Raw genomic sequence first — 26,991 nt, 5'->3', positions numbered from 1 at the left:
GGTGTCGTGTCGAGTGGTTGGTGTCGTGTCCTGGGTGTCGGTGTCGCGTCGGGTGGTTGGTGTCGTGTCCTGGGGCTGTTATCCCGGCTGGCAGCCGCTTGCGAACAGGGAATCGCCGTTGACCGTCACGGTGGAGCACACCGTCGACAGGTTGTGGACGACATAGGTATGCGGGCCGGTGGGTGTCTGGGCGTTCGACGTCGCCGTGTCGATCGTGAAGTGGTAAGGCGCGCCGCCGTTGGTGAAGCCGCACGCGGACACCGAGGTGAAGAGGTTGGGGAAGAGGTATCCGCTGCCGGCGGGCAGGAGGGCGATGGACGTCGAGGTCGGGCAGTGGGTGGTGGTCGATGCCTGCGCGGCCTGGGCCGGGGCGCCGACGGTGACGGCGGCCGCGCCCGCCGCCACCGCGCCCGCCGCCACGAGACGACGTAGGAGCTGTCTCATGTCATTCCTCCGGATCGTCGGTGCGCGAAGCTCGGCCGAGGCAGCCAGCCTCGCCGCGCCGCCCCGCCGGTACCAGGCCCATACCGGCCAGGCCGAACAGCCCCACGGCGGGCACCCGTCCAGAGGCCCGCCCCGGGGGTGGGCGCCGCCCGAGGGGTCGGGTCTTGCGAGGGTGCGCCCCGGCGGCCGGCGGGTAGGCGGGTGGCGGCCGGCGGCCGGCGGCCCGCGGCGGGTGGCGGGTAGGCGGGTGGCGGGGCGGGGGCCTGAGGCTGAGCGCCTTCGGTGGTGCCTGGGGAGTGCTGTGAGGGGGGCCTGAGGTGGTGTGGTGCCTGGGGGAGTGCTGTGAGGGGGGCTGAGGTGGTGCCCGGGGTGGGCGCTGAGGGGTGCCGGGGTTGGAGTGGGTGCGGCAGCAACCGCGTCCCGTAGCGCCCACCCCCCCCACGTCGTCCACCCTCGCCCCACCCTCACGGCCCCCGGCCCTCACGGCCTCCACGATCCCCGGGGTCGGCACCCTCTCGCGATCCCCGGGCGCCCTGACACCCAACCGGCACCCCTTCCTTCCCCTGGAGCACCCCCACCGCCTCCACCCCGGGGCACCCGCCCCGAGCCCCCGCCCCCGAGCCCGCCCGCGAGCCCCCGGCCCCGGGCCCCCGCCCCCGAGCCCGCCCGCGAGCCCCCGCCCCTGAGTCCCCACCCCAGGGCGCCCGCCCGCGAGCCCCCGGCCCCGGGGCACCCGCCCCTGAGCCCCCGCCCCCGAGCACCCGTCCCCGAGTCCCCATCCCCGAGTCCCCGCCCCCGGGCACCTGCCGGGCGCCCTCGGCCCCAGCCCCGGCCCCCGGGCACCCCCGCACCCGCCTCCAGGCACCCCGCTCCCGGGCCCTCCGCCCTCAGGTGCCCCCCGGCCGGGTGGTGTCCGTGACCTGCGGGGGTGTCCCGCCGGTGGGGAGGCGGGTGGGCGGGGGGTCGTTCGTCTTCCGCCGGTGGTGAGGGGGCTTCGGTGGTGGGGGGACTCTTCGGTGGTGAGGGGACTCTCGGAGGGTGCGGGGTATAGGGGAGTGCATCACGGGGCACACCGCATGGCGCGCGCGTGTGCGTGCGTGGGGTGGAGGCGGCTGGGAAGCCGGTCACGGGAGGCGAGGACATGGCAGGGCAGGACAACGCGGCGGCCGGCCCGGCCCGGGCGTCGGGCCGGCTGACCGCCGCCCTGGAGGCGATCAAGGCCGGTGCCTACGTCGTGGACGGGCAGGGCCGTATCGTCGCGGTGAACAGCCACACCGAACTGCTGCTGGACCGGGTCGCCGCCGACCTGCTCGGGCAGGACGCCCATGACCTGCTGCACCGCGGGCCGCAGGGCCAGCTGCTCCCGGCCACGCAGTGCAGCATGCGGCAGGCCTTCCACGCCGGCCTTCCCGCGCAGGGCCACGGGGACCACTTCGCCCGCCGTGACGGCTCGCTGCTGCCCGTGTCGTGGCTCATCACCCCCTACGCCGTCTGCGACGGCGAGGCCGGCACGCTCGTCGTCTTCCACACCGAGCACACCCCCCACCCCCACACCCGCCCCCGGCAGGATCCCGAGTCGCTGAGCGAGCTGCAGCGCCTGGCCCTGCTCGCCGAGACCACCACCCGCCTGACCGCCACCTTGGACGTGGACGAGGCGCTGCGCCGGCTGGTGGACCTGGTCCTGCCCCGGCTGGCGGACTGGGCCGTCATCGATCTGATCACCGAACGCGACGAGGTGTGGCGTACCGCGGTCGTCCAGGCCGCCGACGGCCGCCTGATCCCCCACGAAGACCTTCAGGGCCCGATGCCGCCGGTCCCCGAAAGATCCCCGATGCCCCTGTCCAGAGCCCTGCGCGGCGTCGCCTCCACGCTGGCCGGGCCCGAGACCTACCAGCGCGCCCCCGATTCCGGTATCGCGGTCGAACAGCGCCGCCTGTTCGACGCGACCGGTATCCACTCCGCGGCCATCGCGCCCATACGCAGCACCCGCGAGGTCTTGGGAGCCCTCACCCTGGGCCGCGCCGAGCAGCCGGGCTACTTCACCGCCGCCGACCTCACCCTGCTCGAGGACATCGCCCGCCGCGCCGGACTCGCCCTGGACAACGCCCGTCTCTACCAGCGCCAGCGCAAGGTCGCCGAGACCATGCAGAACCATCTGCTGCCGCAGATGCCGCGCGTGCCCGGCCTGGAGATGACCGTCCGCTACCTGCCCGCGCCCGACGCCTCCCAGGTCGGCGGCGACTGGTACGACGCCTTCACCCTCTCCGACGGCGCCACCGCCCTGGTCATCGGGGACGTCGTCGGGCACGACCTGGAGGCCGCCGCCGGCATGGCCCAGCTGCGCAACATGCTCCGCGCCTACGCCTGGGGCCATCACGAACCGCCCAGCCGGATCATCCAGCGCCTCGACGAGGCGATCATGCCCATCACCGACGTCACCATGGCCACCCTCATCTTCGCCCGGATCAGCCGCACCGACACCGGCCACTGGCAGCTGACCTGGACCAACGCCGGCCACCCCCCGCCCCTGCTCGTCACCCGCGACGGCCTGGCCCACTACCTCACCGACGGCCACGGCCTGCTCCTGGGAACCGGAGCAGGCACCACCCGCCGCGACGCCACCGTCGTGCTGCCCCCGGGCTGCACCCTCCTGCTGTACACCGACGGCCTCGTCGAAGCACCCGGCCGCACCCTGGACGACGGCCTGAACCGACTGCGCCAGCACGCCGCGGCCCTCGCCCACCGCCGGCTGCCGTCCTACACCGACCACCTCCTGCACCGCGTCCACCCGCCCGGCCACGACGACGTCGCCCTCCTCGCCCTGCAGACCCCCCTGGCCGAAGGACCGCCACCCCATCAGCCATAGACCGCCGGCCCGCCACCGGCGCCCACAGCCACCCCGGCCCGCGACCAGCAGCCCGCGAACAGGGGGCCGTGAACGCCTGCCTGACCTGGCCTGGCCGGTTCCGGCCTGTCCCGGCTCGTCCCTGCCGACCCCCGAGGGGGCCGGCCTGCCGGTCACGGGTGTGTGGGCTCCTGCGTTCCGTGGCGCCGCTCGAACCTGGTGCGGGCGGCGTCGTGGGCGGCGCGCAGCAGCTTTACGACCGTGGCGTGGGTACGCGCGCCGGGATTGACGACACAGACCCAGCCGAGCGCTCCGTAGAGCGGGTGCGGCAGCACACGGTCGTCCCCCGCGCCGTCCGCGCCGTCCGCGTTGTGCGCGCCGGGCTCGAGGTGGTCGCGGCCGCGCGGTTCTTCGCCGGTGAGTTCCTGCAACGCCGCACGGCCGACCTGGATGTTCACGCGCCAGCGGCCCGGGGGGTCGAGGTCGCACGCGGTGTCGCCGGGCTGGTTCTTGGTGACGATCGTCCCGTAGGGCTGGACGGTGCCCGGCACCTGCCCGCCCGGGGCGTAGTAGAAGAACGCGTCCCCCCACGCCTGCTCGGGCAGGCCGCTTTTCGGCCCCGGGACGATGACGAGCGCGTGGTCGAAGCCGCGCACGGCCGCGATGACCTGTTCCATACTCATGGTTCAAGCATCACCTTCACGTGCTTATGGGGGGTTGGCGATGCAGGAGCCGGTCGGCGGGCCGCCGCGGCCCTTCTTGCGGACGGCCGAGGTCGCCGGCCGGTCGGGGTACTCGCCGCAACAGGTCCGCGACCTGGAGCGGCTGGGCGTCATCCCCCCAGCCGCCCGGTCGGACAACGGCTACCGCTCCTACACCCCCCTGCACGTCCAGGCCCTTCGTGCCTACCGTGCACTCGCCCACGCCACCGACCCCCGAACGGCCCGCACACTGCTCGCCGAACTGCGTACCGCGTCCCTCACGCAGGCGGCCGCAGAGGTCAGCGCCCTCCACGTCCGCCTCGCCCGGGAACGGCAACAGGCCCTGGACGCCCAGCAGGCCCTGCGCACGATCCAGGCCGAAACCCCCCACCACCCCGGCACCGGAACCCACCTCCACCTCCACCTCCACCCCGGAGCCCGCCCCCACCCCGGCACCAGCCCCCACCCCCGCACCCACCCCTGCGGCCGCAGCCGCGTCCACCCCAGCGGCCGCCCCCGCTGACGCTGACGCGCCCGCTCACGCTGACGCGCCCGCGCCGCCCTCCGGCCCCGCGCCCGCGCCCGAGGACGACAGCGACGCGATGACGATCACGCAGCTCGCCGGGGCGCTGGGGGTGCGCTCCTCCACGCTGCGGTTCTGGGAGCAGGAGGGCCTCATCGCCCCGCAACGGGTGACCTCGCTGCGCGCCCGCCGCTACGGTCCCTCAGTCGTCGACGACGCCCGCATCGTGACGGCCCTGCGCAACGCCGGCTACCCCGTCCCCGCCGTACGGGAGATCATGGACGGCCTGCGCCGGCTGGACGGCCTGGAAGCAGCCGGGCACCTCCTGCAGCGGCGCCTCGACGAGATCGCCGCACGCACCGTGTCGCTGCTGCGGGCGGGCGCGGACCTGGCAGCGGTCATCACCTCGGCCCGGCAGCCGCCGGGGGCTGGGACCTGACCCGGCGGGCTGCGCCGGCCGCAACCGCCCGCCCCCGCAACCGCCCGCCTCCGCAACCGTCCGGCTCGGCAACCGTCCGGCTCGGCAACCGTCCGGCCCGGCGACCGTCCGCCTCCGCAACCGTCCGGCCCCGCAACCGCCCGGCTCGGCAACCGTCCGGCCCGGCGACCGTCCGCCTCCGCAACCGTCCGGCCCCGCAACCGTCCGGCCCGGCAACCGCCCCACCAGCGGCTGCGCGCCCCCCGGCGGCCACCGGCGGTCGTCTGCACCGCGCGGGCGGTGAACCCGTCCGGCCCGGGCGGGGATTCACGCAGGTGCACGCCGGGTGCCCGGCAACGGCTCCTGCCGCCTGCGCGGCCGGCCGACTTCAGCGCACCGTGTGCCCCGTCGCCACGGCGGGCACGGCCGGCCTGTTTCAGAGGGCCGCGTGAAGCGTCGCCGCGGTGAACACCGCGGTCACCCACGTCCACAGCACGGACAGCGCGACGTGGCCTGCCGTCCGCAGCCGGTGTCCGCGCCACAGCCGTGGTGAGAAGTAGGCGAACTCCATCACCCAGCGCAGCCCCCAGAACAGGGTCTGCCCGCACAGCAGGACGCTCGGCAGTTTCCCGCCGCTCAGCAGCTCGGGGGCGAGGGCCAGCGGCAGCGCGCCGAGCAGTACGCAGGTCAGGCCGATGAAGAACAGGTGCGCGTAGGACACCTGCCGGGTCAGCAGGCTGGTGCCGTTGAGGTCGCCCGGCCAGTCCAGGATGCGCGGCAGGGCCACGTGCAGCAGTCCCATGCCGATGAGGGCCGCTCCCACCAGCCGCAACTGCCCGGCGAGGGTCAGCGGGTCCATCACGCCCCGCCCCGGGTGAAGGCGAACGCCGTGACCAGGCCCGCGATACGCCGCTCGGCCGCCAGGGACAGTCCGGCCCGCCCCGCCAGCCGGAGCCACTCCGCGCGGGGAAAGAAGTGCCAGGCGCCCGGCCCGAAGACGGCCGTGTTCGCGCTGTCTCGCAGGTGTTCCACCACGATCAGGCGGCCGCCCGGGCGCAGCACCCGGGCGCACTCCTTGAACAGCTGCTGCCGCTGGTGCGCCCGGCGCAGCTCGTGCGCGGCGAAGACCAGGAAAGCGGCGTCCACCGCGGCCGCGGCGACGGGCAGGGCGCCGGGCCGGCCGGGCAGCGCGTGCGGGGGCGGGGGCACCCGGCGCCGGGCACGGCGCACCGAGCCCTCGGTCATCACGGCCGGGTCGTACAGGTCGACCGTCAGCTGCCGGGAGCCGGGCCAGCGGGCGGCCAGCACGTCACTGGCCTCGTCCAGACCGGTCGCCACCACCAGGTGCGCGGCCGGCACCTGCGGCAGCACGGCCTCCAGCCAGTCGTAGCCGTACAGTTCCGAGCGGTCGTAGACGAGCCAGCTCGCGGCCGTCGCGGACAGGAGCAGACCGAGGGCGGCCGCCGCGCCGGTACGGGCCAGGGTGCGCAGCGGCGCGGGCAGCCGCCCGGACAGGGCGGCGCAGCCCGCCGCGGTGGCCGCACCGGCAACGTACTGCGGCCAGTTGTAGGCGATCACCTCCCGCACCCCCGACCGGCGGACCACCGCACACCGCCGCTCTCGCTCCGGCGGGTTCACCGCACACCGCCGCTCTCGCTCCGGCGGTTCACCGTGTGTATCTTCCGCGCCCCCGGCCGGCGGGTTCACCGCACACCGCGGCTCTCGCTCCGGCGGGTTCATCGCACGCCGCCGTTCTCGCTTCGGCGTCGGCCGCGTTCCCAGCCGTAGTCCAGGTCGGCGACGTGGAAGGCGTTGGCGAGGACGGGCCGGGTGCCGGCGAACGGGCCGTGGTCGAAGAAGGTCAGGCGGCGCACGTCGACCGTGACCGGCTGCGGTTCCCAGTGGGCACGGAACGCCTTGATCACGATCACGGACCGGGTCTGCGGTTCGTACTCGAAGGTGTAGGGCAGCGGGCCCGCGAAGCGCCGGGCGGCACGGGCGTTGGGGAACGGGCTGTTCGGGGGCAGGGGCCCGGGCGCGCCGGCGAGGTCCGCCCGTACGTGCAGATCCGCGGTGCCGTCGGCGCTGTCCACCCGGAACTCCAAGGTGCCCTGGCCGGCCCGGCTGCTGATGCGGGCCAGGCGGTAGTTGTAGCGGGTCAGCAGGTTGCCGCCGAGGACCATCAGCCGGCGGTCGGTGTCGCTGCGCAGGATGCGCAGTCCGCGCATGACGCGGCCGCCCGGCGTACGGAAACGGGTGAAGATCCGGTAGCCGGTGAGCAGGTAGTCGGCTCCCCAGCGCGCGGGCAGGACGGCGGGGCGCAGGGCGCGGGTGTCCACCAGCGCGACCGCCACGAACCCGTGTTCCCCGTACGTCTCCAGCTCCAGGCCCGCCGGGACCAGCGGGCGCAGCACCGGGGCGGGCAGCGCGTAGGTCAAGACCAGCGAGTGCGCGAAGTGTGTGCGGATCGCCACGGGGTGGCGCTGCAGCAGGTGTCTCACGGCTCGATCCTTTGATCCGGCCCGGCGGCGCCCCCGACCCGCACCGCCCGCACCACACCCCACAGCGCCGAGCGGTCCTGGGCCGCCCAGCCCGGCCCGTGCCCCGCCGGCTCCCGGGCGCTGCGCAGCACCACCACGCCGCCGGGCCGCACCGCGTGCCGCACGGCCGCCCGCAGCCGCCGCGCGAAGCCCGGGTCCGGCCCGTCCAGCACGTTGGACAGCGTCACCGCGTCGTAGCCGCCGCGCGGCGTTCGTTCCAGGGTGTGCACCACGTCGGCGTGGACCAGCCGGACGCCCGGTGCCGGCGGCCAGGCGCAGGTGCCCGGCGGCTGGAGACCTGTCAGCAGCCGCCACAGCCACTCGTTGCGCGCATTGGGGTGCCGGCTCACGGTCCGCTCCAGACGCCGGCGCAGCACCTCGTCGAAACGGGCGGGGACGACGCCGGCGAACGACGGGCGCAGCGCCGCCGCCAGCGCCCCGCCGGGCCGCAGCGCGATACGCATCAGCCGGCGCAGCCCCGGCGTGTCCAGCTCCTGCTGCCAGCGGCGGGCCTGCTCCACGGGATCGTCCAGGCTCATGAAGGCCCGCAGCGGCTGCTGCCGCCACGCCGGCAGCAGCCGCGCGGCAGCGCCCCGGCCCAGGCGCATGACCGCCTCGGCCGTCCCCTCCCGCACCGGGCCGCCGGCCAGCCGCTCGCGTGCGTAGGCGAGCTGCACCGCATTGACATCGACGGCCGTCACCTCATATCCCGCCCGGTCCAGGGCCGCCGCCGTGTCCCCGGCCGAGGCGATGCACAACACTCGCGCGCCCGGCGGCGGGAACACCGCGAGCTCGACCCCCCAGTCCTCGTACATCCGCCCGAACAGCAGGCGCGGGCCGCCGAATCCGCCCAGGAGCCGGCCGTGTGCCCAGGGTGTCGCGCTCACTCGGCCGCCGTCCACGTCACCATCCAGATCAGTGCCAGGAAGGCCAGGTCCTGCGTCACCAGACGACCCGGCTCGGTGATCTGGCCGGGGCTGAAGAGCAGACCGCCCAGGTTGAAGCCCGCCACCAGCACGCTCTGCACCAGCGCCGCCGCCCGTGCCCGCCGCCCGCTGAGCACCCACACGCCGATCGCGACCTCGGCCAGGCCGATCGCGACGAGCACGGCCGTCACCGCCCACCCCGGCAGCAACGGCACGTCCCCCACGATCGCCCGCTGATCCGCCCGCCCCGGCCAGATCTTGCACCAGAACCCCTCGTAGAACCACACCAGGGCGATCGCCCACCGCGCCGCCCGCCCCCGCCACGTACTCATCACGCGATGATCATGCCTGCCGCCGCGGCCCGCACACACCCCGCCCCCCCCGCCTGCCATCGCGCGGCGCGGCACGGCCGGTGACGGGTGGCGTGCTCAGTTCGGCAGCGTCACGATGCGGCCGTTCTCGTCGAGGGTCCTGGTGGACCAGTAGCGGTCCCACTCATCGCCCACGTACCGGGGGACCTTGCCCTCGGGGTAACGGGCCCAACCCGCAGGCGGCTCCTCGCCGTCGGGGATGCAGTCGCCACCGAAGTCGTTCACCGCCAGTACCTGATAGTGGCCCGGCAGGCACATCTCCTCCCGCACACCGCACCCGGTCACAAGCAGCCCCGCCCCCACCCCCGTCACGGCGAGCAGGCAGGGCAGATGGAGAAAGAGGCGTCGGCAGGGCCGCATCGGCACAGGCCTTTCTTTTCGGGAAACGCCCTCAGTCTCCGGGCCCGGACGGCGCCACGACCATGAGCACATCTACTCAAGCGACCTGAGGACGTCAGCTGCTCAAGTGACGCAGGGACACAGGGCGCGCCTGTCCATCGCGCGGCTCTCCATCGCGCGGCTGTCCACCGCGCGGCTGTCCACCGCGCGGCTGTCCATCGCGCGGCTGTCCATTGCACGGCTAAAGGGCGAGCTTGAACCCCTCGTGGCTGTTGGTGAAGCCCGCCGCGGTGTAGAAGCGGTGCGCGTCCTCGCGCCGTTTGTCGCTGGTCAGTTGGAGCAGCCGGCATCCGCGCGCGCGTGCCCGGGCGGCGGCCTCCCGCATGAGGGTCCGGCCCAGTCCTGCGCCGCGCCGGTCGGCACGGACGCGTACCGCCTCGATCAGGGACCGCTCGGCTCCGCCCTTGCCGAGCCCGGGGATGTACGTCGCCTGGAGGCAGCCCACCACCGTCTCGCCGGTGTCCTGGCCGCCGCCTTCGACCAGGACCAGCATCTCGTTGCGCGGGTCCGCCTCGATCGCCGCGAAGGCGCGCTCGTGGGCGTCGGTGACCGCGACCTGCGCCGGGTCCACCACCTTGTCCTCGTCGGCGAGCAGGGCGAGCACCGCGGGCAGGTCGGCGCGGGTCGCGGGACGCAGCACAAGAGCCGGCGCGGGACCGGACGTGGAGGCAGCAGACATGACACAGACCCTAACCGGACGTCACCCGGGCGCTTCAGCCGCTCCGCACCCGGCCGCCGTACCACGGGCGGACGCCGTGGAGGCGGGGCCCCGAGGGCGAGAGCGGTTCGTGGGGCACTGCATGAAGTGTCCGGCGGGGGGCCTGCCCCCGGCGAGTGGTGGCTGCTGTTTCCGGCCCCAGGTGCCCCCGGGGAACGGGGGGAGGCGTCCGCGAGGCGGCCCCTGCCGCAGGGCCGGCCCTCACCCGTACAGCCGGCGTCCTGCCGGGCTGTCGCCCTGGAAGCGCCGGCCCGCGGCGATCTCCTCGCCGATGACCGACCAGAGGGTCTCGTCGTCGCCAAAGGGCAGCGGGTCGATGCGGCTGGTCTCCTGGCGGATGCGCTCGACCTCGCGTTCCAGGCGCTCGAAGCCGGCTTCCTCGCCGCCGCCGCCACCACCGCCGCCGCCGCCACCGCCGCCGCCACCGCCGTCGTCGCCGTCGCCGTCGTCGTCGAAGGTGAACTCCTCCAGCAGGCGCTGGAATCGGAGGGTGACCTGGAGGAGGGAGGACAGGTCGGTGTGGAGGTGCTGCACGCTCTCCTCGTCGGGGTCGAAGGCGTGCACCTTGCCGGAACGGGGGTCGAGGGTGAGGTGGGCGTTGAGCAGCCAGCCGATGACGGGCCATGTGCCGGCGTCCGGCGGGGCGTCCTCGAAGTCCTCGGTGTCGACGACGTCCTGGAGCAGGGGCAGCCGGCCGGTGTCCGCGTCGGGCTCGCGCAGCCAGAGCGTCCCGGTGGGGACGCCGACGCTCTGCAGGAGGCGGGCGCCCTCGGTGTCCGCGACGGAGGGCGGGAAGGCGGTGGCGGGCAGGGTCGCGAGCCGGTCCTCGCCGAAGACGGCGGCCAGTTCACTGCGGGTGACGTCGAAAAGCACTGCCAAAACTCCGAACTCCACGGCGCAACGGGCGCCGTGGGACCTCTCAGGGGATGGAAACGGCGCCCTAGGCGCCCCTGCCGCGGAACCACCCACGCCGGGACGCGGGCGGCGGCACCGGGCCACCCGGGTGCGGCGGGGGAGTGGCACCCGGGTGCGGCGCGGGAGGGGGGCTCGGATGCGGCGGGGGAGTGGGGCCCGGGTGCGGCGGGGCAGCGGGGCCGGGAGGCGGGGGGTGAGCGGGGCCGGGGTGCGCGGGAGAGGGCGGCCCGCCGTACGGGGCCGCGGACGGGCCGGGCGGGGCCGGTGAAGGTGCCGGGCCGGTGAACGCGGGCAGGGCCCTGAACTGTTCGTGGACGGTGACGGTCGGCGTGAGGCGATGCAGCGCGGCGCGTACCAGGGTGAGCGGGTGTTCGGGGAACGGGGAGTCCCACTGCTCCAGGTCGGCAACGTGGTACGGCAGCCCGCCGAACTGCTCACCGCCGGCATACGGGTGCGGCCGGAAGAAGTGGTCCGGCCCCACCTCGTTCATCACCACGGCCTCCCGCCAGCCGGTCGTCGCGCCCTCCGCGGCCTGCACCTTCACCACGGTGCTGCAACGGTCCTTCGGCAGGGTCCAGCTGCCTATGAAGGCCTGCCCCCGCCTGCTCTGCAACGGCATCTTGATCAGCTGGCGCAGCGCCGGGACCCCGTCCACGCTCCCCACCACCGCCTCGATGAGGCCGCCGCCGCTCCCCGCCGCCGCCCGCGCGTTCTCCCGGCGCAGCCGTTCCTCCTCGTGCAGCGGGGCCGGCAGGTCCGGGACGACGGGAAAGAAGTGGACCGACAGCACGAGCCCCGCCGCGTCGGTCCACACGCCGGGCTCACGCGGGGTGAATCCGGTGAGATCCAGGCCGGTGACGGGGGTCTGGGCGATCGAAGTCATGCTGATCATCATGCCGTGCGCACACCACCGCACGGCACACGGCCGACAGCACACGGCCGGCAGCAGAGGGCCAGTAGCACAGGGCCGGTAGCAGAGGGTCGGTAGCACAGACCGACGGCACAGGGCCGACGGCACAGGACCGACGGCACCGGGCCGGCACGGGGGCGGGAGCTGTCGTGGGGTTATGAGGGGGCGGCGGTGAAGGGGTGGCCCAGGGCGGCGCCGAGCAGGGCGCGCAGATGGTCGGCTTCCGGGATCAGCGTGGCCTCGATCTGGTCGTCGGTGCGGCCGGCCAGGGTCAGTTCCTGGATGCGCCGGAACAGCAGGCGGTCCGCGGCGCAGATCAGGGCGGCGGCGGCACGGGGCGCGATGGCCGGGTCGGCGGTGGCGGGGCCGTCGGGGTCGGCGGTGCCGGATGCGTCGGTGGCGGGGGTGGCGATGGCGGCGGTCAGGGCCGCGGCGAGTGCTTCCTCGCGGCGGTCGTGCAGTTCGCGCAGCCGGGCGGCGAGGGTGGGGCTGTCGGCGACCATGCGGGCGAAGGCGGGGCCGGTGAAGCCGACCACGGGGTCGTGTTCCAGCAGGGCGGTGCGAAAGGCCCGTCCCAGGGCGGTGAGCGGCTCCTCGCCCGGCTCGCGCTCGGCGACGGCCCGGGCCAGGCCCTGGGTGAACACCTCGTGGTGGTCGAGGGCCAAGTCCTCCTTGCGGGCGAAGTAGTTGGTCACCGTCTTCTTGGCCACGCGGGCCGCGGCCGCGATCTCGGCGATGGTGGTCTGCTCGAAGCCCTGCTCGATGAAGAGCCTGGTCGCGCAGTCGGAGATCAGCTGCCTGGTCTCCTGCTTCTTGGCCTCACGAAGCCCCATCTCGGTAGTCATGGAGCAATCTTACCCCCGTCGTAAAAATATGCTTGACCGATCACATCGCCTCTGCATAAAGTTACGTCCGTAGCAAAGTTATCCCGATTGAACGGAACTCGATGCGCAAGCTCACCTACTTCATCGGCATCACCATCGACGGCTTCATCGCCGCTCCCGACGGCGACTTCGACTTCCTCATGGCGCACGTCACCGAGGACTACGTCCCGCACCTGGTCGCCGAGTACGCGGACACCCTTCCCACCCCGGGCCGCGCCGCCCTCGGCGTCACGGACGCGCCCAACACCCGTTTCGACACGGTGGTGATGGGCCGCGCCACCTACGATCCGGGCCTGGCCGTCGGTGTCACCAGCCCCTACGCCCACCTGCGGCAGATCGTGCTCTCCCGCTCGCTCACCACCAGCCCGGACCCGGCCGTCGAGGTCACCGCCGAGGACCCGGTCGCCCTGGTCCGCAGGCTCAAGCAGGAGGACGGGCTCGGGATCTGGCTCTGCGGCGGCGCTGACCTGGCCGGCCAACTGCTCCCCGAGATCGACGAACTGATCGTCAAGCAGTACCCGGTCGTGGCCGGCAGCGGCATCCCCCTCTTCCGCGCCGGCTTCTCCCCGCGCACCTTCCGGCTCACGGACAGTCAGGCGTTCGAGGGCGGCAACCTCGTCCTCACCTACGCGAAGGCCGAGTAGAGCCGCGTAGGGCCGCACCGGCCCGGCGCCCCCGCCCGCGACGCCCCGCCCGGCCCCACCGACACCCCTTGCCCGCCAACACCCCTTACCGCCGCGCCCCGACCTGCCCCGCCCGGACCAGCCACGTCCGCACCGGCCACGACCGGGCCTTTCCCGCCCGGACCAGTCGCACTTCCAGCCGCCACACCCCGACCTGTCCCGCCCGGACCAGTGACGACGAACTGGTCACGGCCGAATCCGTCTGGAGACACCCTGAACGTCACCACCTCCACGCTGTCCCTCACCGTCGCCGACGTGGACGCCTCGCGTGAGTTCTTCTGCGCCCACCTCGGTTACCGGGTCGCCATGGCCGCCGACGGCTTCGCGTCCCTGACCCGCGGGGATGACGCCGCCGCGGACGTCGTGCTGCTGCGCCGCGGCATCGAGGTGCTCCCGCCCGAGCAGCGCGACCAGCAGGCCGCCGGCCTGATCTTCGCGCTCACCGTCACCGATATCGAGGCCGAGGAGCGGCGCCTGCGCGAGAGCGGCGCCCCGATCACCATGCCGCTGCGCGAAGAGCCCTGGGGGGAGCGGCTGTTGCAGCTGACCGACCCGAACCGGATCGTCGTCCAGCTCGTCGAATGGACCACCCCCGACGAGCCCGCGCACACCGAGCACACCGGGCAGGCCGAGCACGCCGGGTAGGCCGAGGAGCCCCACGCACACGGGGCAGGCGGAGGAGCCGGGGCAGGCCGACGAGTCCGAGCGGCCTGCGCACACCGAGGAGTCCGCCATGAGGGTCTCGTGACGGCCCCGGCGCAGAGCCACTCCCACCCCGTCCAGGCTCCTGTGACGGCCCCGGCGCAGAACCACTCCCACCTTCGCACTCCTTCTCACACCGGAGACGGCTTGACCATCCGCATCACGGCCCCGACCGCCCCCGAAGAGACCTCCTCCGGCCGCCGCCTGGCCTGGCAGGCCTGCGACCCCGACGGCAGCCCCCTCGGACACGCCTGCCTGCACCTGTTCACCAAGCACGGCCAGCGCCACCTCGCCGAGCTGGACATCGAGGTCCAGCTGGCCGCACGGCGCCGGCAGGCAGGCTCCCTCCTGCTCGACGCGGCCGTCGCCGCCGCCCGCCAGGACGGCCGCAGCAGCGTCGTCACCCAGGCCGAGACCGGTTCTCCCGGAGCCGCCTTTCTCACCGCCCGGGGCTTTCGGGCCGCACTGGCCCTGACCTACGCCCGGCTGCCCCTGGCCACGGCGGACCACCCCGCACTCACCGCCCTCGCCCGGACCCCGCACGCCGGGTACGAGCTGGCGGCGTGGGACGGGACGGTCCCCGACGAACTCGCCGACACCTTCGTGGCCTCGCGCCGCGCCATGGACGACATGCCGATGGGCGCCGTCGACTACGGCACGGTGGTGTGGGACCTGGACCGGGTGCGTGCGGCGGCCGCCGCCGTCGCCGCACGCGGGGACGTCCTCCACACCGTGGCGGCCGTCGACCGGTCGGACGGCTCCATCGCCGGTTTCACCGAACTCGTGGTCCCCGCGGGCGGAACGGGCGACGCCCAGCACTACGGCACCGCGGTGCTGCCCGAGCACCGCGGCCGCGGACTCGCCCGCTGGATGAAGGCCGCCTCGATCGTCCAGGCCCGCGAACGCCACCCCCGCCTCGGCGGCCTGCTGACCGACACCGCCGACAACAACCCCCACATGCGGCGCGTCAACGACGAACTCGGCTACCTGCCGACCCACACGGCCCACGAGTACCAGCTCGCCCTGTAGGCCACCGCCTGCTCCCGCAGAGCACCGCCCCGTCCCAACGGCCGGCAAAGACACGCCCGTTCACCGGCCACGGGAGATGCTGCCCACCCAACGGCGCGGGAAGGCCTACCCGTTCGACGGCCCGCAGACCCCGCCCCTCCGACGGGCCGGGGCGGGACTGCCGTCCAACGGCCGGAGCAGGGACCGTCCAGCGGGGCGGGGGCGGGGATCGTCCGTCCGGCGGGCCCGCCGGGCCCGCCGGGCCGGGTGGGCCGTGGGCCGGGTGGGCACCGCCTGGCCGGCGGCGGTGCCCGCTGCGTGGCCTGCCGCTACCGGTCAGGTGAGTTCCCCGGCCGCGGTCATGGCGCGTGTCAGGTGGTCGACCACGGGGGTGAGGCCGCGGTGGGTGCGGTGCACGGCGCGCTGACGGTCGGCGCCGTTGCCCAGGGCACGCAGGCGCGCCCAGCCCGCGTCGACGGTCGCCAGGTCTCCGTGCCGTAGCAGGGCGGGACGCAGCTCCGTCAGCAACTGCTCCACCAGCGCGGCCGCCGGAAGCAGCCGGCGGCCGCGCAGATCGAGGGATTCACCGGCCAGGCCGTCGCGGGCAGCGCGCCAGCAGGCACTGCGCAGGATCGGCGCGGGCGGCCGGAAGGCGGCTTTGCCGGCCTCGATGTCCGACAGGGCGGTGGCGACCAGGGCCCTGACGATCGCGGCCAGCACGACGGTGTCCTGCGTGGTGGCGGCGGCGTCCAGGGCCCTGATCTCCAGGGTGGGCACATGGTGGGACGGCCGGATGTCCCAGTACAGCCCGCCGCGGTCCATGATGGTGCCGGTCGCGGTGAGGTCGGCGACGAGAGCGTCGAAGTGCGCCCGCGACTCGAAGTACGGTGGCGGACCCGCGGCGGGCCAGCGGGCCCAGGCCAGCGTGCGCCAGCTGGCGTATCCGGTGTCCCGCCCCTGCCAGAACGGCGAGTTGGCCGCGAGCGCGATCAGCACCGGAAGCCGGCTGCGCAGATGGTTGCTGACCTGGAGTGCCTGGTCGGTGTCCGGGACGCCGACGTGCAGGTGGCAGGCGCAGATGCTCTGCTCGTCGTCCAGGGCGCCGAACATGGCCACGCTCCTGGCGTACCGGGGGCCGTCGGTCATCGGCGGCGGGAGCGGCTGCCTGAGCACCGGTGTGCCGCTGGAGATGACACCGAGTCCGTGGCGCGCGGCGGCCCGTGCCACGGCGGCCCGCATGGAACGGACCTGCTCGGCGAACCGGGCCAGGCTGGTGTGGGGATCGGTGCGTGCCTCGACCTGGTAGCAGGTGATCTCCGTGGTGACCCGGTCGCCGAGTTCCGTGGCGGCCTCGGCCACCACCTTCTGTGCCTCGGGCCGCAACTCCCGGGTGACCGGGTCGACCAGCAGGTATTCCTCCTCGGCGCCCACGGTCAGCGCGCTGCCGCCTCGTCCCGCCCCTGACGCGGCACCGGCCGCGCACGAACCGGGATCCGGCGGGACCCTGTGGTGCCGCTCTGCACTGGACACGCCCGTCATCGTGGCACAGACCGCCGTGCCGCAGACCGTCGAGGGTGAGCCAGACATGAGCCGGACTCCCCTTCCCCGCAGTCCACTTCGAGGTGGCGTCCGGCGCGGTGCGGGAACCGGGACGGCGCGTACGGGGGCGGCGCGTACGGGGCGGGGAGCCGGTCCCTCCCGCCGCCGGCGGCCCGTGCCCCGAACCCCGAGGGCATAGCATTTCCCCCACACCTATTGCAACGAACCGGACGGAGTCGCGTTGCGTTAATAGCAAGCATGTTGCAACGATTTAAAGGGCTCTACCTGCAAAGATAACGATGGAGTGCAACAATGCTGTTGCTCAATCCTTGAACGCAACGTAGCGTTTCCAATGCAAGAAACGACGGGCCGATGGAGTGCCCGACGCAGACGAAGGAGCGCACGATGCAGAAGTTCGCCACCCCCGCCCCGGTTTCCGCCGTCCTCGACATCCCCGCGGGACACATCCGGTTCATCGCCGCCGACCGTGCCGACACCACCGTCGAGATCCTCCCCGCGGACGCCTCCAGCAGCCGCGACGTGAAGGCGGCCGAGCTGGTCGAGGTCGTCTACGGCGACGGGGTGCTGAGGGTCGAGGCCCCGGCGGCCAAGAACCGGCTCCTCGGCCACTCCGGATCCGTGGAGGTGACCATCCAGCTGCCCGCCGGCTCCCGCGTCGAGGCGAAGGCCGGCGCCGCCGAGTTCCGCGGCGTGGGACGGCTCGGCGACGTCGCCTTCGAGGGCGCGCAGGCCACGGTCGCACTCGACGAGGCCGCGAGCGCCCGCCTGACCCTCCAGGCCGGCGACGTCTCGGTCGGCCGGCTGGGCGGGAGCGCCGAGATCAGCACCCACAAGGGCGACCTGACCATCACCGAGGCCGCGCGCGGCACACTCACCCTGCACACCGGGCACGGCGAGATCTCCGTCGGCGTCGCCCGCGGAGTCCTTGCCCGCCTGGACGCCGGCACCGCCTACGGCCGGATCCACAACGCGCTCGAGAACACCGCCGGCGCCGGCGCCGCCCTGGACATCCACGCGACCACCGCCTACGGCGACATCAGCGCCCGCAGCCTGTGAGGAGGCACCCCTCGCCGGCGGCGACGAGCCGGCCCCCCGTTCTCGCCGTCGCCGGCCCGGCCCGGACCGGCGACGCCGCGATCGGTGTGCAGCAGCGCACCAAGGGCACGGCCGGCAGCGCCGGTCTCCTCGCCGCACTCCACCTCGCGTCGGCCTGGTGGCTCCACGCCGGAACACCCGTCACCGGCCGGCTTGGCGCACCGCCCGGGCGCCCGGGTCCCCTCTCGCGCGGGAGGGTGGCCGAAGGTGCGGCGCGCCGGCCGTACTACAGTCGGTTGCCCATCGGCCGAGGAAAGTCGGGGACTTGTGAGCGACGAAGCGGCGCCGGTCGTGGTGGAGCCGGCGCAGGGTGCGTGGCAGGACGGGGCGCAGCACGTGCAGGGCGCGCCCGAGGCCGTGGAGCGTCTGCGCGCACTGCTGGAGGCCGACCCCCGCCTGGGCGAGCAAGGCCCGATGCCGTCGCTCTATCACCTGCGGATCGCCGTGGCGCAGGGCGGCCGCGGGCCGTTGCTGGAGGTCGCCTACACCTTCGGACCACCGGCCCTGCCGGAGGGGACCGTACGCATCGACACCATCAGGGCCGTTGAACGACCGGTCGCCTTCGACTACGACGTGCCCGGCATCGCGCTGCCCGAAGAAGCCGAGGCGGACCCGGAGTCGGGGCCGGGTGCGGTCACGGTGCGGGACCCTGCGGCCGAGGAAATCGCGGCACGGCAGGTGACCGAGGCGTGGGAGCGCATCGTCGGGTGGCTGGCCGAGCACGCACCCCGCTCGCATCGCACACTGCTGCCCGCAGCGGGCGAGGAGGAGATCACCAGCGCCGAGCAGGCGTTCGGCGTGCGGCTGCGGGCGGATCTCAAGGCGCTGTGGCGGCGGTGCGCCGGCGTGGTGGACAAACACGGCGCGGAGTTCCTGCCGCACAACCGGGCCCTGATGACGGTGGGGGAGTCCCTCAGGATCCAGCGGATGCAGCTCGGCTTCGGCAACGAGGACCTGTGGAGACCGTCCTGGATCCCCGTGTGCTCGTTCAACGCCCACGACACCACCTCGGGCCTGTACCTGGACATGGACACCGGCAGGCTGTGCCACTGGGACCGGTTCGGCGACCGTCACCCCGTCCACGACTCCCTGACCACCTATCTGGAAGAGATCGCGGACACCCTGGACGTGCCCTCGCTTGCCGGGCCCCCGGAGCCGGGACTGGCCCGCGGGGTGCTGACGTGGCGCCCGGCCGGCGCCTCGGACGAGGGCTGGAGACCACTGGCCCGCTGAGAAGCCGAAGGACGACCCAAAGCCGGCCCCCTGCCGCCACACGCCCCCTCCCCCCCACCCGCAGCCCCCAGACCCCCGCACCCGCCCGTCACACCGGGGGGAACTCCTCATGCGCATCGCCGAGCCGCGCATCCTCGCCACCGCGCTGGTCATCACCCCGACGGTGTTCACACCCCCCGTCACCACGGGCCCCGCCCACGCGACCTAGCGGACACAACGCGCCCACCGGCGTGCGGGACAGGACACCCGGCACCCCCCCGACCACCGAAAGGCCCACTGAAGGGGCCGCCCCGCCCCGCACGGGCAAGCCCTGCGCCGTGCGAGGCGGAGCGGGCCCGGCGCCGTGCCGGGCGGAGCGGGCCGGGCGCCGTCAGAGCATGAGCAGCAGCCGCGTGTTCGCCACGAGCTTGCGGTTCACACTGGTGCTCTGCACGAAGATCGTGAAGTCGTCGTTGTGGTCCGGCTTGACGCGGACCTCCGCGTCCGGCAGACCGAGCAGCGTCCGGGCCTCGGGCCCCGTGTACACCCGGTCCGTCTTCTTCTCCAGCACCGCTATCTGCTTGCGCGCCTGGATCTTCTCCGACTTGCTCAGCTGGTAGAACGCACCCCCCGTCCGGTAGGTGTGCCCGGACTCGACGACCCAGTCCCGGATCGCCGCGTCCCGCGCCACCGTGATCAGCTGGTACTGCGACGGATCCGCCGGGGTGAGGCCGGCCGCCTTGATGGTGTCCTTGTTGACCGCCTCCGCACCCGTGGAGAACACCGCCCGCGATCCCCGGATGCCCTTGGTACGGCCCACCATGAACTTCTCGGTGGCCTGCTGGATGACCTGCCCGGCCTCCTCCAGACCCTGGGTGCTCGTGGCGTCCCAGATGGCGATGTTGTCCTGCGGGAAACCGCACTGCATGGCCTCGCGCTTGCCCATCTGGTCCGGCACCAGCACCGCCAGCGTCCAGTTGGCGTCCTGAGTGGCGATCATCTCGGCCACTGCCGCGACCAGTTCACGCGGAGCACGGGAAGGGGCGTCCGGGCAGTGATGACTTGCGTTCTCCTGCCCGTCGGTCAGGACGAACGTCAAGAAGCTGTGGTCGCCGTACAGCTGCGCCGTCTGCGCCAGCTCCCGCTGCGACTTCAGTGCCGCCGCCAGCAGAGCCGTCATCCCCCCGACCCGGTACAGCTGCTTCAGCGACGGCATCCGCAGCACGTCCTTGTCATAGATGACGCACTCCACCTGGTCCGCGAAGACATACACCGTGACCCGGGTCTCCTGGTCCAGCTCCTGCGAGCGGCGGGCGAGATACGCGATCTGCTGGTCGGCGACTTCGACGACCTTGCGGCTCAGGTGCGACATGGACGAACTGGCATCCAGCACAAGAGCGACGTGGTTGATGTAGTTCTGGCTCCCCGACATGGCAGCTCCCCCTCGTGGCGACTCGATGCTCCCAACCTCTCACGCACCACTGACAATCGACCTGGCTCCCCGGCCCCCGACGACGCACCCACCCGGCCCGGCACACCGGCGGGACACGGCACGAGAGCCGGCACCGCCCGAGCCGGCACCGCCCGAGCCGGCGCGCAGGACGAGGACAGCGCCCGCCGAGGGATGCGGATCCGGCCGAAGTGCATCGGCCGCCGGCACCGCAGCCGGAGCACAAGCCGCGCTGCCGGCGGCACCCCCACGGCGGACGCGGCTGCACCGTGGCCCGCGGTCGACGACGTCACCCGGGCCACGCCCCCCGAATACCAGTGCGGACCCGGCCCCGCGGCCCGCGGCCCGGCGGGCGCGAGGGCCGACGACACCGGCCACGGGGAAACCGCCCCGCAAGACGCCCGGCAGCCGAGCTGGAACACTGCCGGGTATGTCCAAGAACCGGGATGACTCCCCACTGCCGCGCCCTCGCCGGCCGCGGTACGGCGTTGACGCCCCAGCGTTCCCGGCGGTACTCGGCGCCGCCGGCACGGCCTGCTGCCTGGCCGCCGGCCGGTGGCGGCCCAGACGGAACGCGATGACGGCCGCGGGGGCGGTACTGCTCGCCGGCACCGGCATCTACCTGCACACCACACTGCGCGGCAAGCTGCGCATCTGGGAGAGGGAGCTGGACCAGGCCGACCTGCGGGGCGACGAGCGGCTGCTGGACCTGGGCTGCGGCCGCGGCGCGGTGCTGATCGAGGCGGCCAGACGGCTGCCGGCGGGACGCGCCGTGGGCGTGGACCTGTGGTCGGGAGAGGACCAGAGCGGCAACCGGCCCCAGGCCACGCTCGCCAACGCCGCCGCGGCCGGGGTCGCCGACCGGGTGGCGGTGCACACGGCCGACATGACCGCGCTGCCGTTCGCGGACGGCTCCTTCGACGTCGTGACGAGCGCACTGGCGATCCACAACATCCCCTCGCCCCAGGCGCGATACCGCGCCGTGGACGAGGCCATGCGGGTGCTCCGCCCGGGCGGACAGCTCCTCGTCGCCGACTTCTGGCCCATGGCCAGGAAGTACGCCGCACACATCGGCCAGGGCACCCTGCGCACACTCGGCCCCGGCTACTGGTACAGCGGACCGTGGCTCGGCGTCACCCTGCTGCACGCCGTCAAGACGACCTGAGCATCTCGCACCGCCCCTGAACACGGACAACCCGCCACCACCACAAGGACGTTGACGGCAGACCGTGAGCCCGGGGGCCAAGGCGCCACCGCCGCCCACCGGCTCGCCCACCCCGCTGCCACGACGCAACCGGACCCGCTGCCGGCCGCACCCGTGCGGCCGACAGCAGGAAAAACGGGGGGCCTGACCTAAGCCGGTGACCGGCACCAGCAGATCGACCCGGACCACCGGCCCGACTGTCCGGCCCCACCCTCACCCCGGCGGCCACATGACACGATGCCCACCATCCGGTGACACGGCTCCACCATCCGGCTCAGCGCCCTCTGCGCCTGTGCCGCTCTTGCGCGGCAGGTGTCCAGCGGGCAGGCGCCCTACGGGTCAGCCGTCGGTCTCGTCCTGCGGGCCGGGCGCGTCACCGATGGCCACGCGCAGGTCGTGCATGCCCTGAAGGATGTCGATGAGGGCTTCCTCCGCCCCGCTCAGCGCGTGCCGGGTCCCCTCCGTGTCGCCGCGCTCCGCGTGCAGCTGCGCGCCGAGCGCGTACACCGCTGTCATGACCGCGGCGAAAGCGGCCTCCCGGCCGGGCGGCAGTTCCTCCGCCTCGGGTTCGGAGACCTGGAGTGCGGTGCGCTGCAGCCTGTTCGTCACCACGTTGATCTCGATGCCGGGTTCCGCTCCCAGCTGTTCCCGCCAGCCGAGCAACGTCTCCAGGACGTCCTCGACCTCCCCTTCCTCGGTCAGCCGGGTCGCGGCGGTGATCTCGAGCTCCGTTTTCGCCAGCAGACTGCCCAGCAGGCGCAGGCGGTGTCCGTCCCCGGACCCCTCGGGTCGCTTCTCGGGCTCCGCCGCCGGCTCCACCGCCAGAGCGGCCAGCGCCGCGCGGATCTGCTCAGCACTTGCCGGACGCTCGTTCCTGGTACTCACGCCTTCAGCTTCACCCAGCGACGGCCCGCCCGCCCGTCAAAGACACCTGCGAGTCCCCACGCGGAATGTGCGAGCGGCCCACTGCCCCGGCGGGGAGCGACCCGCATCCGGCGACCACGCGCCGGCCATGGCCACTGCCCCGGCGGGGAGCGGCCCGCATCCGGCGACCACGCGCCGGCCATGACCCTCGGCGCACCGTCAGGCGACACCCCACCCCGATCCCCCCGGAACCGGCCGCTCGCGGCACGTGGCGGCCGGGTCTCGGACCCCTGGCCCCGGCCGGCCCGCGCCTGCTGTCCCGCGTCCTCATCGGCCCCCGCCCGGGCGGGGGCCCGCGCGCGGCCACCGCCTGAACCGCACGGCCGCCGGCGCTGCGGCGACCCGCCGGCGAACGCCGTCGTCGCACTGCGGCGCGGTGACGACGGCCTCCCGGACGGCGTGACCAGGCCGGCCGGGTTCAGTCGGTGTCGGTCGCGGCGAGTACGGCGATACGGCGGCCGTCGGGGGAGAGGGCGACGATGCCGTAGTCGTTCATGTCGTTGCGGAACCATGCGGTGTCGGCCTCGAACCGGTACCAGCGGCAGGCCCGGGCCGCCTCCTCGACCTCGAGAGCGCTCGCCTCGGGGTACTCGGCCCCGCACAGCCCCGAAAGGGCGAGCCACGCGCTGAAACGCCCCCAGGCACCATGGACACCGGCGCTGCCGACTCCTCCGGTCGAGGCGGTCATGAACAGCGTCAGCCAGACCGAGTCGAGCGTGCACACCTCGCCCTCGAACCGGTCCCGCCCGCCCAGTCCGCGCAGGCAGTCCATCGGCAACGCGGTCACCACCTGCGGCAGTTCCTCCACGGCGACGGGCTCGTCCAGGACGAAGACCCGGGCCTCGTGATCGCACCACCTGCCGTCCTGGGCCGGCCTGCGGATCAGGTCGGCCAGATGCGCGGGCGTGGCCTCCCGGACCCGGCGGGTCCTGCCGGCCCGGCGTGCGGCCGCATCGACAGGCGTCGGCGACTTCATCGCCGGGACGCTCCCGCTGGCGCCGCTCGCGTAGCGACGGCTCGGCAACCACTTGTCCAGATCCGGCCCTTCCATCTGCGTGAGCCGGTCCGGCAGCCAGGACAGGCCGCTCCAGTGCCCCGGACGGAAATCGGGGCGCCGGGCCATGGCGGGAACCAGCCTGCCGGGCTCCGCCCCGCGCAGGAGCAACTCGTGGAAGAGACAGGCCCGTAGCTCATGGTGCTCTTCAGCGTCCGGGTGCCACAGGACGTACAACGCGTCGTCGAGACACTGCGCCTCCGCGATCAGCGACGCCAGCAGACACTCGTCGCTCGCACCCGAGTACCGCACCTGACCGCTCAGGGCCACGAGCCGCTGAAGGAACGCCCGCCCCGGAGTGAGCGCCAAGACCCGCTGCATGAACGTCAGATCACGATGCAGTGCCCGCAGCCGCTCCTCGATCTGCCGGGCCTCTGCGGCGAGCGCCGCACCGGCCGCGCCGATCCGCTCCGCCTGCCCGCCCTTCGCCCACGCCTCGACGGTGCTCCAGGAGTACCGCTCGGCTCCGTCCCCTCCCACCGTGTCCACGCCCGCCATGTGCCGCCTTCCCCCGTGAGCCGAACTCCGCGATCACCTGCGAGCGTAGAAGGCAGGAACCTCCCGGTGCGAGGAGACCCCGGTCGAAGCCGCACCCGCCCCTCACCCCCGCAGCCCACCCCCCTGGCAGCCCGACGGCAGCCCGACACCCCCGGCTACGGCCCCCCGGTGGTGGCCCTTTGGCGCCGTCCCAGGCCGACGGCCGGCTGTCCACGCACTCTGCTGCCCGGCTGAAGAGCCTGTGGTGGCGGGTGAGTACGCGGTGGAGGAGACGTGGGGGAGTTGTCGTATCTGATCCACGCCCGTGGCGCGCGGGGCCGCGGTTGGGGTTTTCTCGTGCGTGCATCTCCAACCCCCCACAGCTCATGGAGAGTTCATGCACCGCGCCTGCTTCGGCCTGCCCGTACCCGTTCGGCTCCGGCTGTTCCGGCAGGGACGTGCCAGACAGGTCTGACCACCGCCGGCCCGCTGCCGGTTCCCGGTGCGCGCCGGGCGACGGCACCGCCGTCGCCGGTGACGCGCGGGGCGCCGCGGGCCGCGGGAGCGCCCCCGGCACCTGAGACCGCGCCGGCGGAACCCGGCCGAGGACGGGCACACGGCCTTCACCGGCGAGCCGCCGGCCCTGCGAGCCGCCGGCCCTGCGAGCCGCCGGCCCTGCGGGCCGCCCGTCGCAGGCGGGAGCCCCCGAACGCGGACCGCGGACCGCGGACGGGAACACGCCGAAGTCCGCCCCTGTGCCGCCCCGCGGCCGCACATGTCGGGCAGGGCGGTCCCGGCTGTCTCATGCGGAACCGGCCACTGCCGGTTCCGCAGATGCACGGCGACGGTGTCCGCATGCCGTTTTCCCTGGTGAGAGTGGTCGGCCGGTTCCCGACCCGCATCACCCGCAAGTGCGTGACATGTACACGCCATAAGTGTTAAGTGTCTGTTCACCCGCTGTACGAGCAGGACTTCATGTCCCGGCAGTCCCGGCCGGCCCCATACCGGCCGGGCGACAAACCCCCCACAGCAAGGAGCTATTTCCGTGAGCCTCCTCAACGTGCGCCACAAGCGCACCACGTTGGCCATCGCCACCGCAGTGGCCGCAGGAGCCCTCCTCTGCACCGGTCTGACCACCAGTGCATCCGCACAGATCGCGGCCGGACCCGCAGCCGCGAAGCCGCTCGCGGCGGCCCCGACCACGCTGTCCGCCGCTGCCCGCACCACCCTGGTCCACAAGGCCCAGGCCGGCGCCGCCGAGACCGCGCGGCGAATAGGTCTCGGCGCGCAGGAGAAGCTGGTCGTCAAGGACGTCGTCAAGGACACCGACGGCACGCTCCACACCCGCTACGAGCGCACCTACGCGGGCCTGCCCGTGCTCGGCGGCGACCTGATCGTCCACACCAGGGCCGGCAAGACCCAGGGCGTCACCAAGGCGAGCACGTCCGCCATCGAGGTGGCCTCGCTCACGCCGCGGGTCACCGCCGCCGAGGCCGAGCGGCAGGCGGTGTCCGCCGCCAGAACCCTCGGCTCCGCCAAGACCGCCGCGGACGGCGCCCGCAAGGTGATCTGGGCCGGCGACGGCAAGCCCGTCCTCGCCTACGAGACCGTCGTCGGCGGCCTCCAGGACGACGGCACCCCGAACCGGCTGCACGTCGTCACCGACGCCGCCACCGGCAGGAAGCTCTTCCAGTACCAGGGCATCGAGACCGGCGTCGGCAACACCCAGTACAGCGGCAAGGTGGACCTGACCAGCACCCAGTCCGGATCGTCGTACACCCTCACCGACGGCACGCGCGGCGGCCACAAGACCTACAACCTCGAGCACGGCTCGGACGGCACCGGCAAGCTGTACACCCAGGACAGCGACACCTGGGGCGACGGCAAGGCCTCCAACGCGGCCACCGCCGCCGCCGACGCCTCCTACGGAGCCCAGGAGACCTGGGACTTCTACAAGAAGACCTTCAACCGCAGCGGCATCAAGAACGACGGCGTCGGCGCCTACTCCCGCGTCCACTACGGAAACGCCTACGTGAACGCCTTCTGGGACGACAGCTGCTTCTGCATGACCTACGGCGACGGCACGGGCGACGCCGCCCCGCTCACCTCACTGGACGTCGCCGGCCACGAGATGAGCCACGGCGTCACCTCCAACACCGCGGGCCTGGAGTACTCCGGCGAGTCCGGCGGCCTGAACGAGGCCACCAGCGACATCTTCGGCACCGGCGTGGAGTTCTACGCGAACAACTCCACCGACGTCGGCGACTACCTCATCGGCGAGAAGATCGACATCAACGGCGACGGCACCCCGCTGCGCTACATGGACAAGCCCAGCAAGGACGGCGGCTCCGCCGACTACTGGTCGGCGGACGTCGGCAACAAGGACGTGCACAACTCCTCCGGCGTCGCCAACCACTTCTTCTACCTCCTCGCCGAGGGCAGCGGAGCGAAGAAGATCAACGACGTCAGCTACGACTCGCCCACCCAGGACGGCTCCAAGGTCACCGGCATCGGCCGCGACAAGGCCCTGCAGATCTGGTACAAGGCGCTGACCACGTACTTCACCTCCAAGACCGACTACAAGGCGGCCCGCGAAGGCACCCTGAAGGCGGCCACGGACCTGTACGGCGCGGACAGCACCGAGGCCAAGACGGTCGCCGCGGCCTGGACCGCGGTCAACGTCAGCTGACACCCGCACCCACCACCAGGGGCGGCACCCGAAACCCACGGGTGCCGCCCCGACCCGTCTGCGTCCCGGTACGGCCTTCGCGGCGTGCGGCGACGTTCCGCGGCGCACCGTAGCGGTTCCCCGGGCGGCCGGCCTGCGCCCGGGGGCCTGCGCCGGGAGTGGGTGGTCTACGCCCGGGGGCCTGCGCCGGGGGCGGGTGGTCTACGGCCGGGGGCGGCCGGCCTGCTTCGGGGGTGGGTGAGGAGGGTCGAGCGGGGGTGGCCGGCCTGCTTCGGGGGTGGGTGAGGGGCCGAGCGGGGGGTGGGTGCCGGGGTGGGGGCGGGTTTTGGGTGGGGGTTC

General features: G+C 73.7%; 26 protein-coding genes. 10 read left to right on the top strand and 16 right to left on the bottom strand.

Annotation, left to right across the window (positions count from 1 at the left end):
- Positions 1 to 78 precede the first annotated feature (78 nt).
- Positions 79 to 444, bottom strand: coding sequence for a hypothetical protein (locus JK361_RS35735; RefSeq protein WP_201826395.1), 366 nt, complete (start codon positions 442 to 444; stop codon positions 79 to 81).
- 1,141 nt (positions 445 to 1,585) lie between these two features.
- Here JK361_RS35735 and JK361_RS35730 point away from each other — a divergent pair.
- Positions 1,586 to 3,310 (top strand): SpoIIE family protein phosphatase, encoded by a 1,725-nt coding sequence (locus JK361_RS35730; protein ID WP_201826393.1) that lies wholly within the window; start codon positions 1,586 to 1,588, stop codon positions 3,308 to 3,310.
- A 152-nt stretch (positions 3,311 to 3,462) separates the two neighbouring features.
- Here the strand turns inward: JK361_RS35730 and JK361_RS35725 are convergent, their stop codons facing one another.
- Positions 3,463 to 3,966, bottom strand: a complete 504-nt coding sequence (locus JK361_RS35725) for a DUF6194 family protein (RefSeq protein ID WP_201826486.1) — start codon at positions 3,964 to 3,966, stop codon at positions 3,463 to 3,465.
- Positions 3,967 to 4,012: 46 nt separating this feature from the next.
- Between JK361_RS35725 and JK361_RS35720 the strand changes: the two genes are divergently transcribed.
- Both JK361_RS35720 and JK361_RS35715 read left to right on the top strand, forming a co-directional pair.
- Positions 4,013 to 4,513: a MerR family transcriptional regulator gene (locus JK361_RS35720; RefSeq protein WP_201826391.1), complete on the top strand. Its 501-nt coding sequence runs from the start codon at positions 4,013 to 4,015 to the stop codon at positions 4,511 to 4,513.
- Positions 4,514 to 4,592: 79 nt separating this feature from the next.
- Positions 4,593 to 4,952, top strand: a complete 360-nt coding sequence (locus JK361_RS35715; RefSeq protein ID WP_201826389.1) for a MerR family transcriptional regulator — start codon at positions 4,593 to 4,595, stop codon at positions 4,950 to 4,952.
- A 415-nt stretch (positions 4,953 to 5,367) separates the two neighbouring features.
- On the opposite strand, the gene JK361_RS35710 is transcribed toward JK361_RS35715, so the two are convergent.
- From JK361_RS35710 to JK361_RS35665, 10 genes are all read right to left on the bottom strand, one after another.
- A complete protein-coding gene (locus JK361_RS35710; protein WP_201826387.1) occupies positions 5,368 to 5,790 on the bottom strand; it encodes a hypothetical protein in 423 nt (140 codons plus the stop codon).
- Positions 5,790 to 6,509, bottom strand: a complete 720-nt coding sequence (locus JK361_RS42260; RefSeq protein ID WP_201826385.1) for a methyltransferase domain-containing protein — start codon at positions 6,507 to 6,509, stop codon at positions 5,790 to 5,792. Before JK361_RS42260 ends, JK361_RS35710 begins: the two co-directional genes overlap by 1 nt.
- A gap of 158 nt (positions 6,510 to 6,667) precedes the next feature.
- A complete protein-coding gene (locus JK361_RS35700) occupies positions 6,668 to 7,432 on the bottom strand; it encodes a DUF2071 domain-containing protein (RefSeq protein WP_201826383.1) in 765 nt (254 codons plus the stop codon).
- The gene (locus JK361_RS35695) at positions 7,429 to 8,358 is read right to left on the bottom strand and encodes a BtaA family protein (protein WP_201826381.1); all 930 of its coding nucleotides are present in this window, start codon (positions 8,356 to 8,358) and stop codon (positions 7,429 to 7,431) included. The genes JK361_RS35700 and JK361_RS35695 overlap by 4 nt, the downstream gene beginning before the upstream one ends.
- Complete coding sequence (locus JK361_RS35690) at positions 8,355 to 8,729, bottom strand: DoxX-like family protein (RefSeq protein WP_201826379.1); 375 nt, start codon at positions 8,727 to 8,729, stop codon at positions 8,355 to 8,357. The genes JK361_RS35695 and JK361_RS35690 overlap by 4 nt, the downstream gene beginning before the upstream one ends.
- A gap of 96 nt (positions 8,730 to 8,825) precedes the next feature.
- A complete protein-coding gene (locus tag JK361_RS35685; protein ID WP_236054224.1) occupies positions 8,826 to 9,128 on the bottom strand; it encodes an SCO0607 family lipoprotein in 303 nt (100 codons plus the stop codon).
- Positions 9,129 to 9,348: 220 nt separating this feature from the next.
- Positions 9,349 to 9,846, bottom strand: coding sequence for a GNAT family N-acetyltransferase (locus JK361_RS35680; protein ID WP_201826377.1), 498 nt, complete (start codon positions 9,844 to 9,846; stop codon positions 9,349 to 9,351).
- Between the two features lie 240 nt (positions 9,847 to 10,086).
- Entirely contained in the window at positions 10,087 to 10,758 is a 672-nt protein-coding gene (locus tag JK361_RS35675; protein WP_201826482.1) for an SUKH-4 family immunity protein, read from the bottom strand.
- A 67-nt stretch (positions 10,759 to 10,825) separates the two neighbouring features.
- Positions 10,826 to 11,683, bottom strand: a complete 858-nt coding sequence (locus JK361_RS35670) for a hypothetical protein (RefSeq protein WP_236054205.1) — start codon at positions 11,681 to 11,683, stop codon at positions 10,826 to 10,828.
- A 182-nt stretch (positions 11,684 to 11,865) separates the two neighbouring features.
- Positions 11,866 to 12,543, bottom strand: coding sequence for a TetR/AcrR family transcriptional regulator (locus tag JK361_RS35665; RefSeq protein WP_201826480.1), 678 nt, complete (start codon positions 12,541 to 12,543; stop codon positions 11,866 to 11,868).
- A gap of 113 nt (positions 12,544 to 12,656) precedes the next feature.
- On the opposite strand from JK361_RS35665, the gene JK361_RS35660 reads away from it, so the two are divergent.
- The 3 genes from JK361_RS35660 to JK361_RS35650 all read left to right on the top strand — a co-directional run bounded on the left by JK361_RS35660 (position 12,657) and on the right by JK361_RS35650 (position 15,008).
- A complete protein-coding gene (locus tag JK361_RS35660; protein WP_201826375.1) occupies positions 12,657 to 13,238 on the top strand; it encodes a dihydrofolate reductase family protein in 582 nt (193 codons plus the stop codon).
- Positions 13,239 to 13,448: 210 nt separating this feature from the next.
- Positions 13,449 to 13,922: a VOC family protein gene (locus JK361_RS35655; protein WP_372448773.1), complete on the top strand. Its 474-nt coding sequence runs from the start codon at positions 13,449 to 13,451 to the stop codon at positions 13,920 to 13,922.
- A gap of 204 nt (positions 13,923 to 14,126) precedes the next feature.
- Positions 14,127 to 15,008 (top strand): GNAT family N-acetyltransferase, encoded by an 882-nt coding sequence (locus JK361_RS35650; protein ID WP_201826373.1) that lies wholly within the window; start codon positions 14,127 to 14,129, stop codon positions 15,006 to 15,008.
- A gap of 315 nt (positions 15,009 to 15,323) precedes the next feature.
- Here the strand turns inward: JK361_RS35650 and JK361_RS35645 are convergent, their stop codons facing one another.
- A complete protein-coding gene (locus JK361_RS35645) occupies positions 15,324 to 16,517 on the bottom strand; it encodes a carboxylate-amine ligase (RefSeq protein ID WP_307787405.1) in 1,194 nt (397 codons plus the stop codon).
- Positions 16,518 to 16,931: 414 nt separating this feature from the next.
- Between JK361_RS35645 and JK361_RS35640 the strand changes: the two genes are divergently transcribed.
- Both JK361_RS35640 and JK361_RS35635 read left to right on the top strand, forming a co-directional pair.
- Positions 16,932 to 17,603 carry a DUF4097 family beta strand repeat-containing protein gene (locus JK361_RS35640; RefSeq protein WP_201826371.1) on the top strand — a complete coding sequence of 224 codons (672 nt, stop codon included), beginning with the start codon at positions 16,932 to 16,934 and terminating at the stop codon, positions 17,601 to 17,603.
- 306 nt (positions 17,604 to 17,909) lie between these two features.
- Positions 17,910 to 18,875: an SMI1/KNR4 family protein gene (locus JK361_RS35635; protein WP_201826369.1), complete on the top strand. Its 966-nt coding sequence runs from the start codon at positions 17,910 to 17,912 to the stop codon at positions 18,873 to 18,875.
- A 370-nt stretch (positions 18,876 to 19,245) separates the two neighbouring features.
- Here JK361_RS35635 and JK361_RS35630 read toward each other — a convergent pair whose 3' ends face one another.
- Positions 19,246 to 20,286, bottom strand: coding sequence for a vWA domain-containing protein (locus tag JK361_RS35630; RefSeq protein WP_201826367.1), 1,041 nt, complete (start codon positions 20,284 to 20,286; stop codon positions 19,246 to 19,248).
- A 595-nt stretch (positions 20,287 to 20,881) separates the two neighbouring features.
- Between JK361_RS35630 and JK361_RS35625 the strand changes: the two genes are divergently transcribed.
- On the top strand, positions 20,882 to 21,469 hold the full coding sequence (locus JK361_RS35625; RefSeq protein ID WP_236054203.1) for a class I SAM-dependent methyltransferase: 588 nt from the start codon (positions 20,882 to 20,884) through the stop codon (positions 21,467 to 21,469).
- Between the two features lie 378 nt (positions 21,470 to 21,847).
- Here the strand turns inward: JK361_RS35625 and JK361_RS35620 are convergent, their stop codons facing one another.
- On the bottom strand, positions 21,848 to 22,393 hold the full coding sequence (locus tag JK361_RS35620) for a hypothetical protein (protein ID WP_201826363.1): 546 nt from the start codon (positions 22,391 to 22,393) through the stop codon (positions 21,848 to 21,850).
- Between the two features lie 457 nt (positions 22,394 to 22,850).
- Positions 22,851 to 23,984, bottom strand: coding sequence for a DUF6183 family protein (locus JK361_RS35615; protein ID WP_201826362.1), 1,134 nt, complete (start codon positions 23,982 to 23,984; stop codon positions 22,851 to 22,853).
- Between the two features lie 1,024 nt (positions 23,985 to 25,008).
- Here JK361_RS35615 and JK361_RS35610 point away from each other — a divergent pair.
- Positions 25,009 to 26,652, top strand: a complete 1,644-nt coding sequence (locus JK361_RS35610) for a M4 family metallopeptidase (RefSeq protein ID WP_201826360.1) — start codon at positions 25,009 to 25,011, stop codon at positions 26,650 to 26,652.
- Positions 26,653 to 26,991: the final 339 nt, after the last annotated feature.

This window comes from Streptomyces musisoli (genome assembly GCF_016741855.1).
Classification (GTDB): Bacteria; Actinomycetota; Actinomycetes; order Streptomycetales; family Streptomycetaceae; genus Streptomyces; species Streptomyces musisoli.
The sequence above is the reverse complement of the archived record's forward strand: the minus strand, read 5'-3'. Positions and strand labels throughout refer to the sequence as shown.

Coding starts and splice junctions, on each gene's coding strand:
- JK361_RS35640 (WP_201826371.1), top strand. CDS start 16,932: ATGCAGAAGTTCGCCACCCCCGCCCCGGTTTCCGCCGTCCTCGACATC.
- JK361_RS35735 (WP_201826395.1), bottom strand. CDS start 444: ATGAGACAGCTCCTACGTCGTCTCGTGGCGGCGGGCGCGGTGGCGGCG.
- JK361_RS35625 (WP_236054203.1), top strand. CDS start 20,882: ATGACGGCCGCGGGGGCGGTACTGCTCGCCGGCACCGGCATCTACCTG.
- JK361_RS35615 (WP_201826362.1), bottom strand. CDS start 23,984: ATGGCGGGCGTGGACACGGTGGGAGGGGACGGAGCCGAGCGGTACTCC.
- JK361_RS35730 (WP_201826393.1), top strand. CDS start 1,586: ATGGCAGGGCAGGACAACGCGGCGGCCGGCCCGGCCCGGGCGTCGGGC.
- JK361_RS35630 (WP_201826367.1), bottom strand. CDS start 20,286: ATGTCGGGGAGCCAGAACTACATCAACCACGTCGCTCTTGTGCTGGAT.
- JK361_RS35660 (WP_201826375.1), top strand. CDS start 12,657: ATGCGCAAGCTCACCTACTTCATCGGCATCACCATCGACGGCTTCATC.
- JK361_RS35720 (WP_201826391.1), top strand. CDS start 4,013: ATGCAGGAGCCGGTCGGCGGGCCGCCGCGGCCCTTCTTGCGGACGGCC.
- JK361_RS35715 (WP_201826389.1), top strand. CDS start 4,593: ATGACGATCACGCAGCTCGCCGGGGCGCTGGGGGTGCGCTCCTCCACG.
- JK361_RS35680 (WP_201826377.1), bottom strand. CDS start 9,846: ATGTCTGCTGCCTCCACGTCCGGTCCCGCGCCGGCTCTTGTGCTGCGT.
- JK361_RS35725 (WP_201826486.1), bottom strand. CDS start 3,966: ATGGAACAGGTCATCGCGGCCGTGCGCGGCTTCGACCACGCGCTCGTC.
- JK361_RS35665 (WP_201826480.1), bottom strand. CDS start 12,543: ATGGGGCTTCGTGAGGCCAAGAAGCAGGAGACCAGGCAGCTGATCTCC.
- JK361_RS35710 (WP_201826387.1), bottom strand. CDS start 5,790: ATGGACCCGCTGACCCTCGCCGGGCAGTTGCGGCTGGTGGGAGCGGCC.
- JK361_RS35690 (WP_201826379.1), bottom strand. CDS start 8,729: ATGAGTACGTGGCGGGGGCGGGCGGCGCGGTGGGCGATCGCCCTGGTG.
- JK361_RS35670 (WP_236054205.1), bottom strand. CDS start 11,683: ATGACTTCGATCGCCCAGACCCCCGTCACCGGCCTGGATCTCACCGGA.
- JK361_RS35685 (WP_236054224.1), bottom strand. CDS start 9,128: ATGCGGCCCTGCCGACGCCTCTTTCTCCATCTGCCCTGCCTGCTCGCC.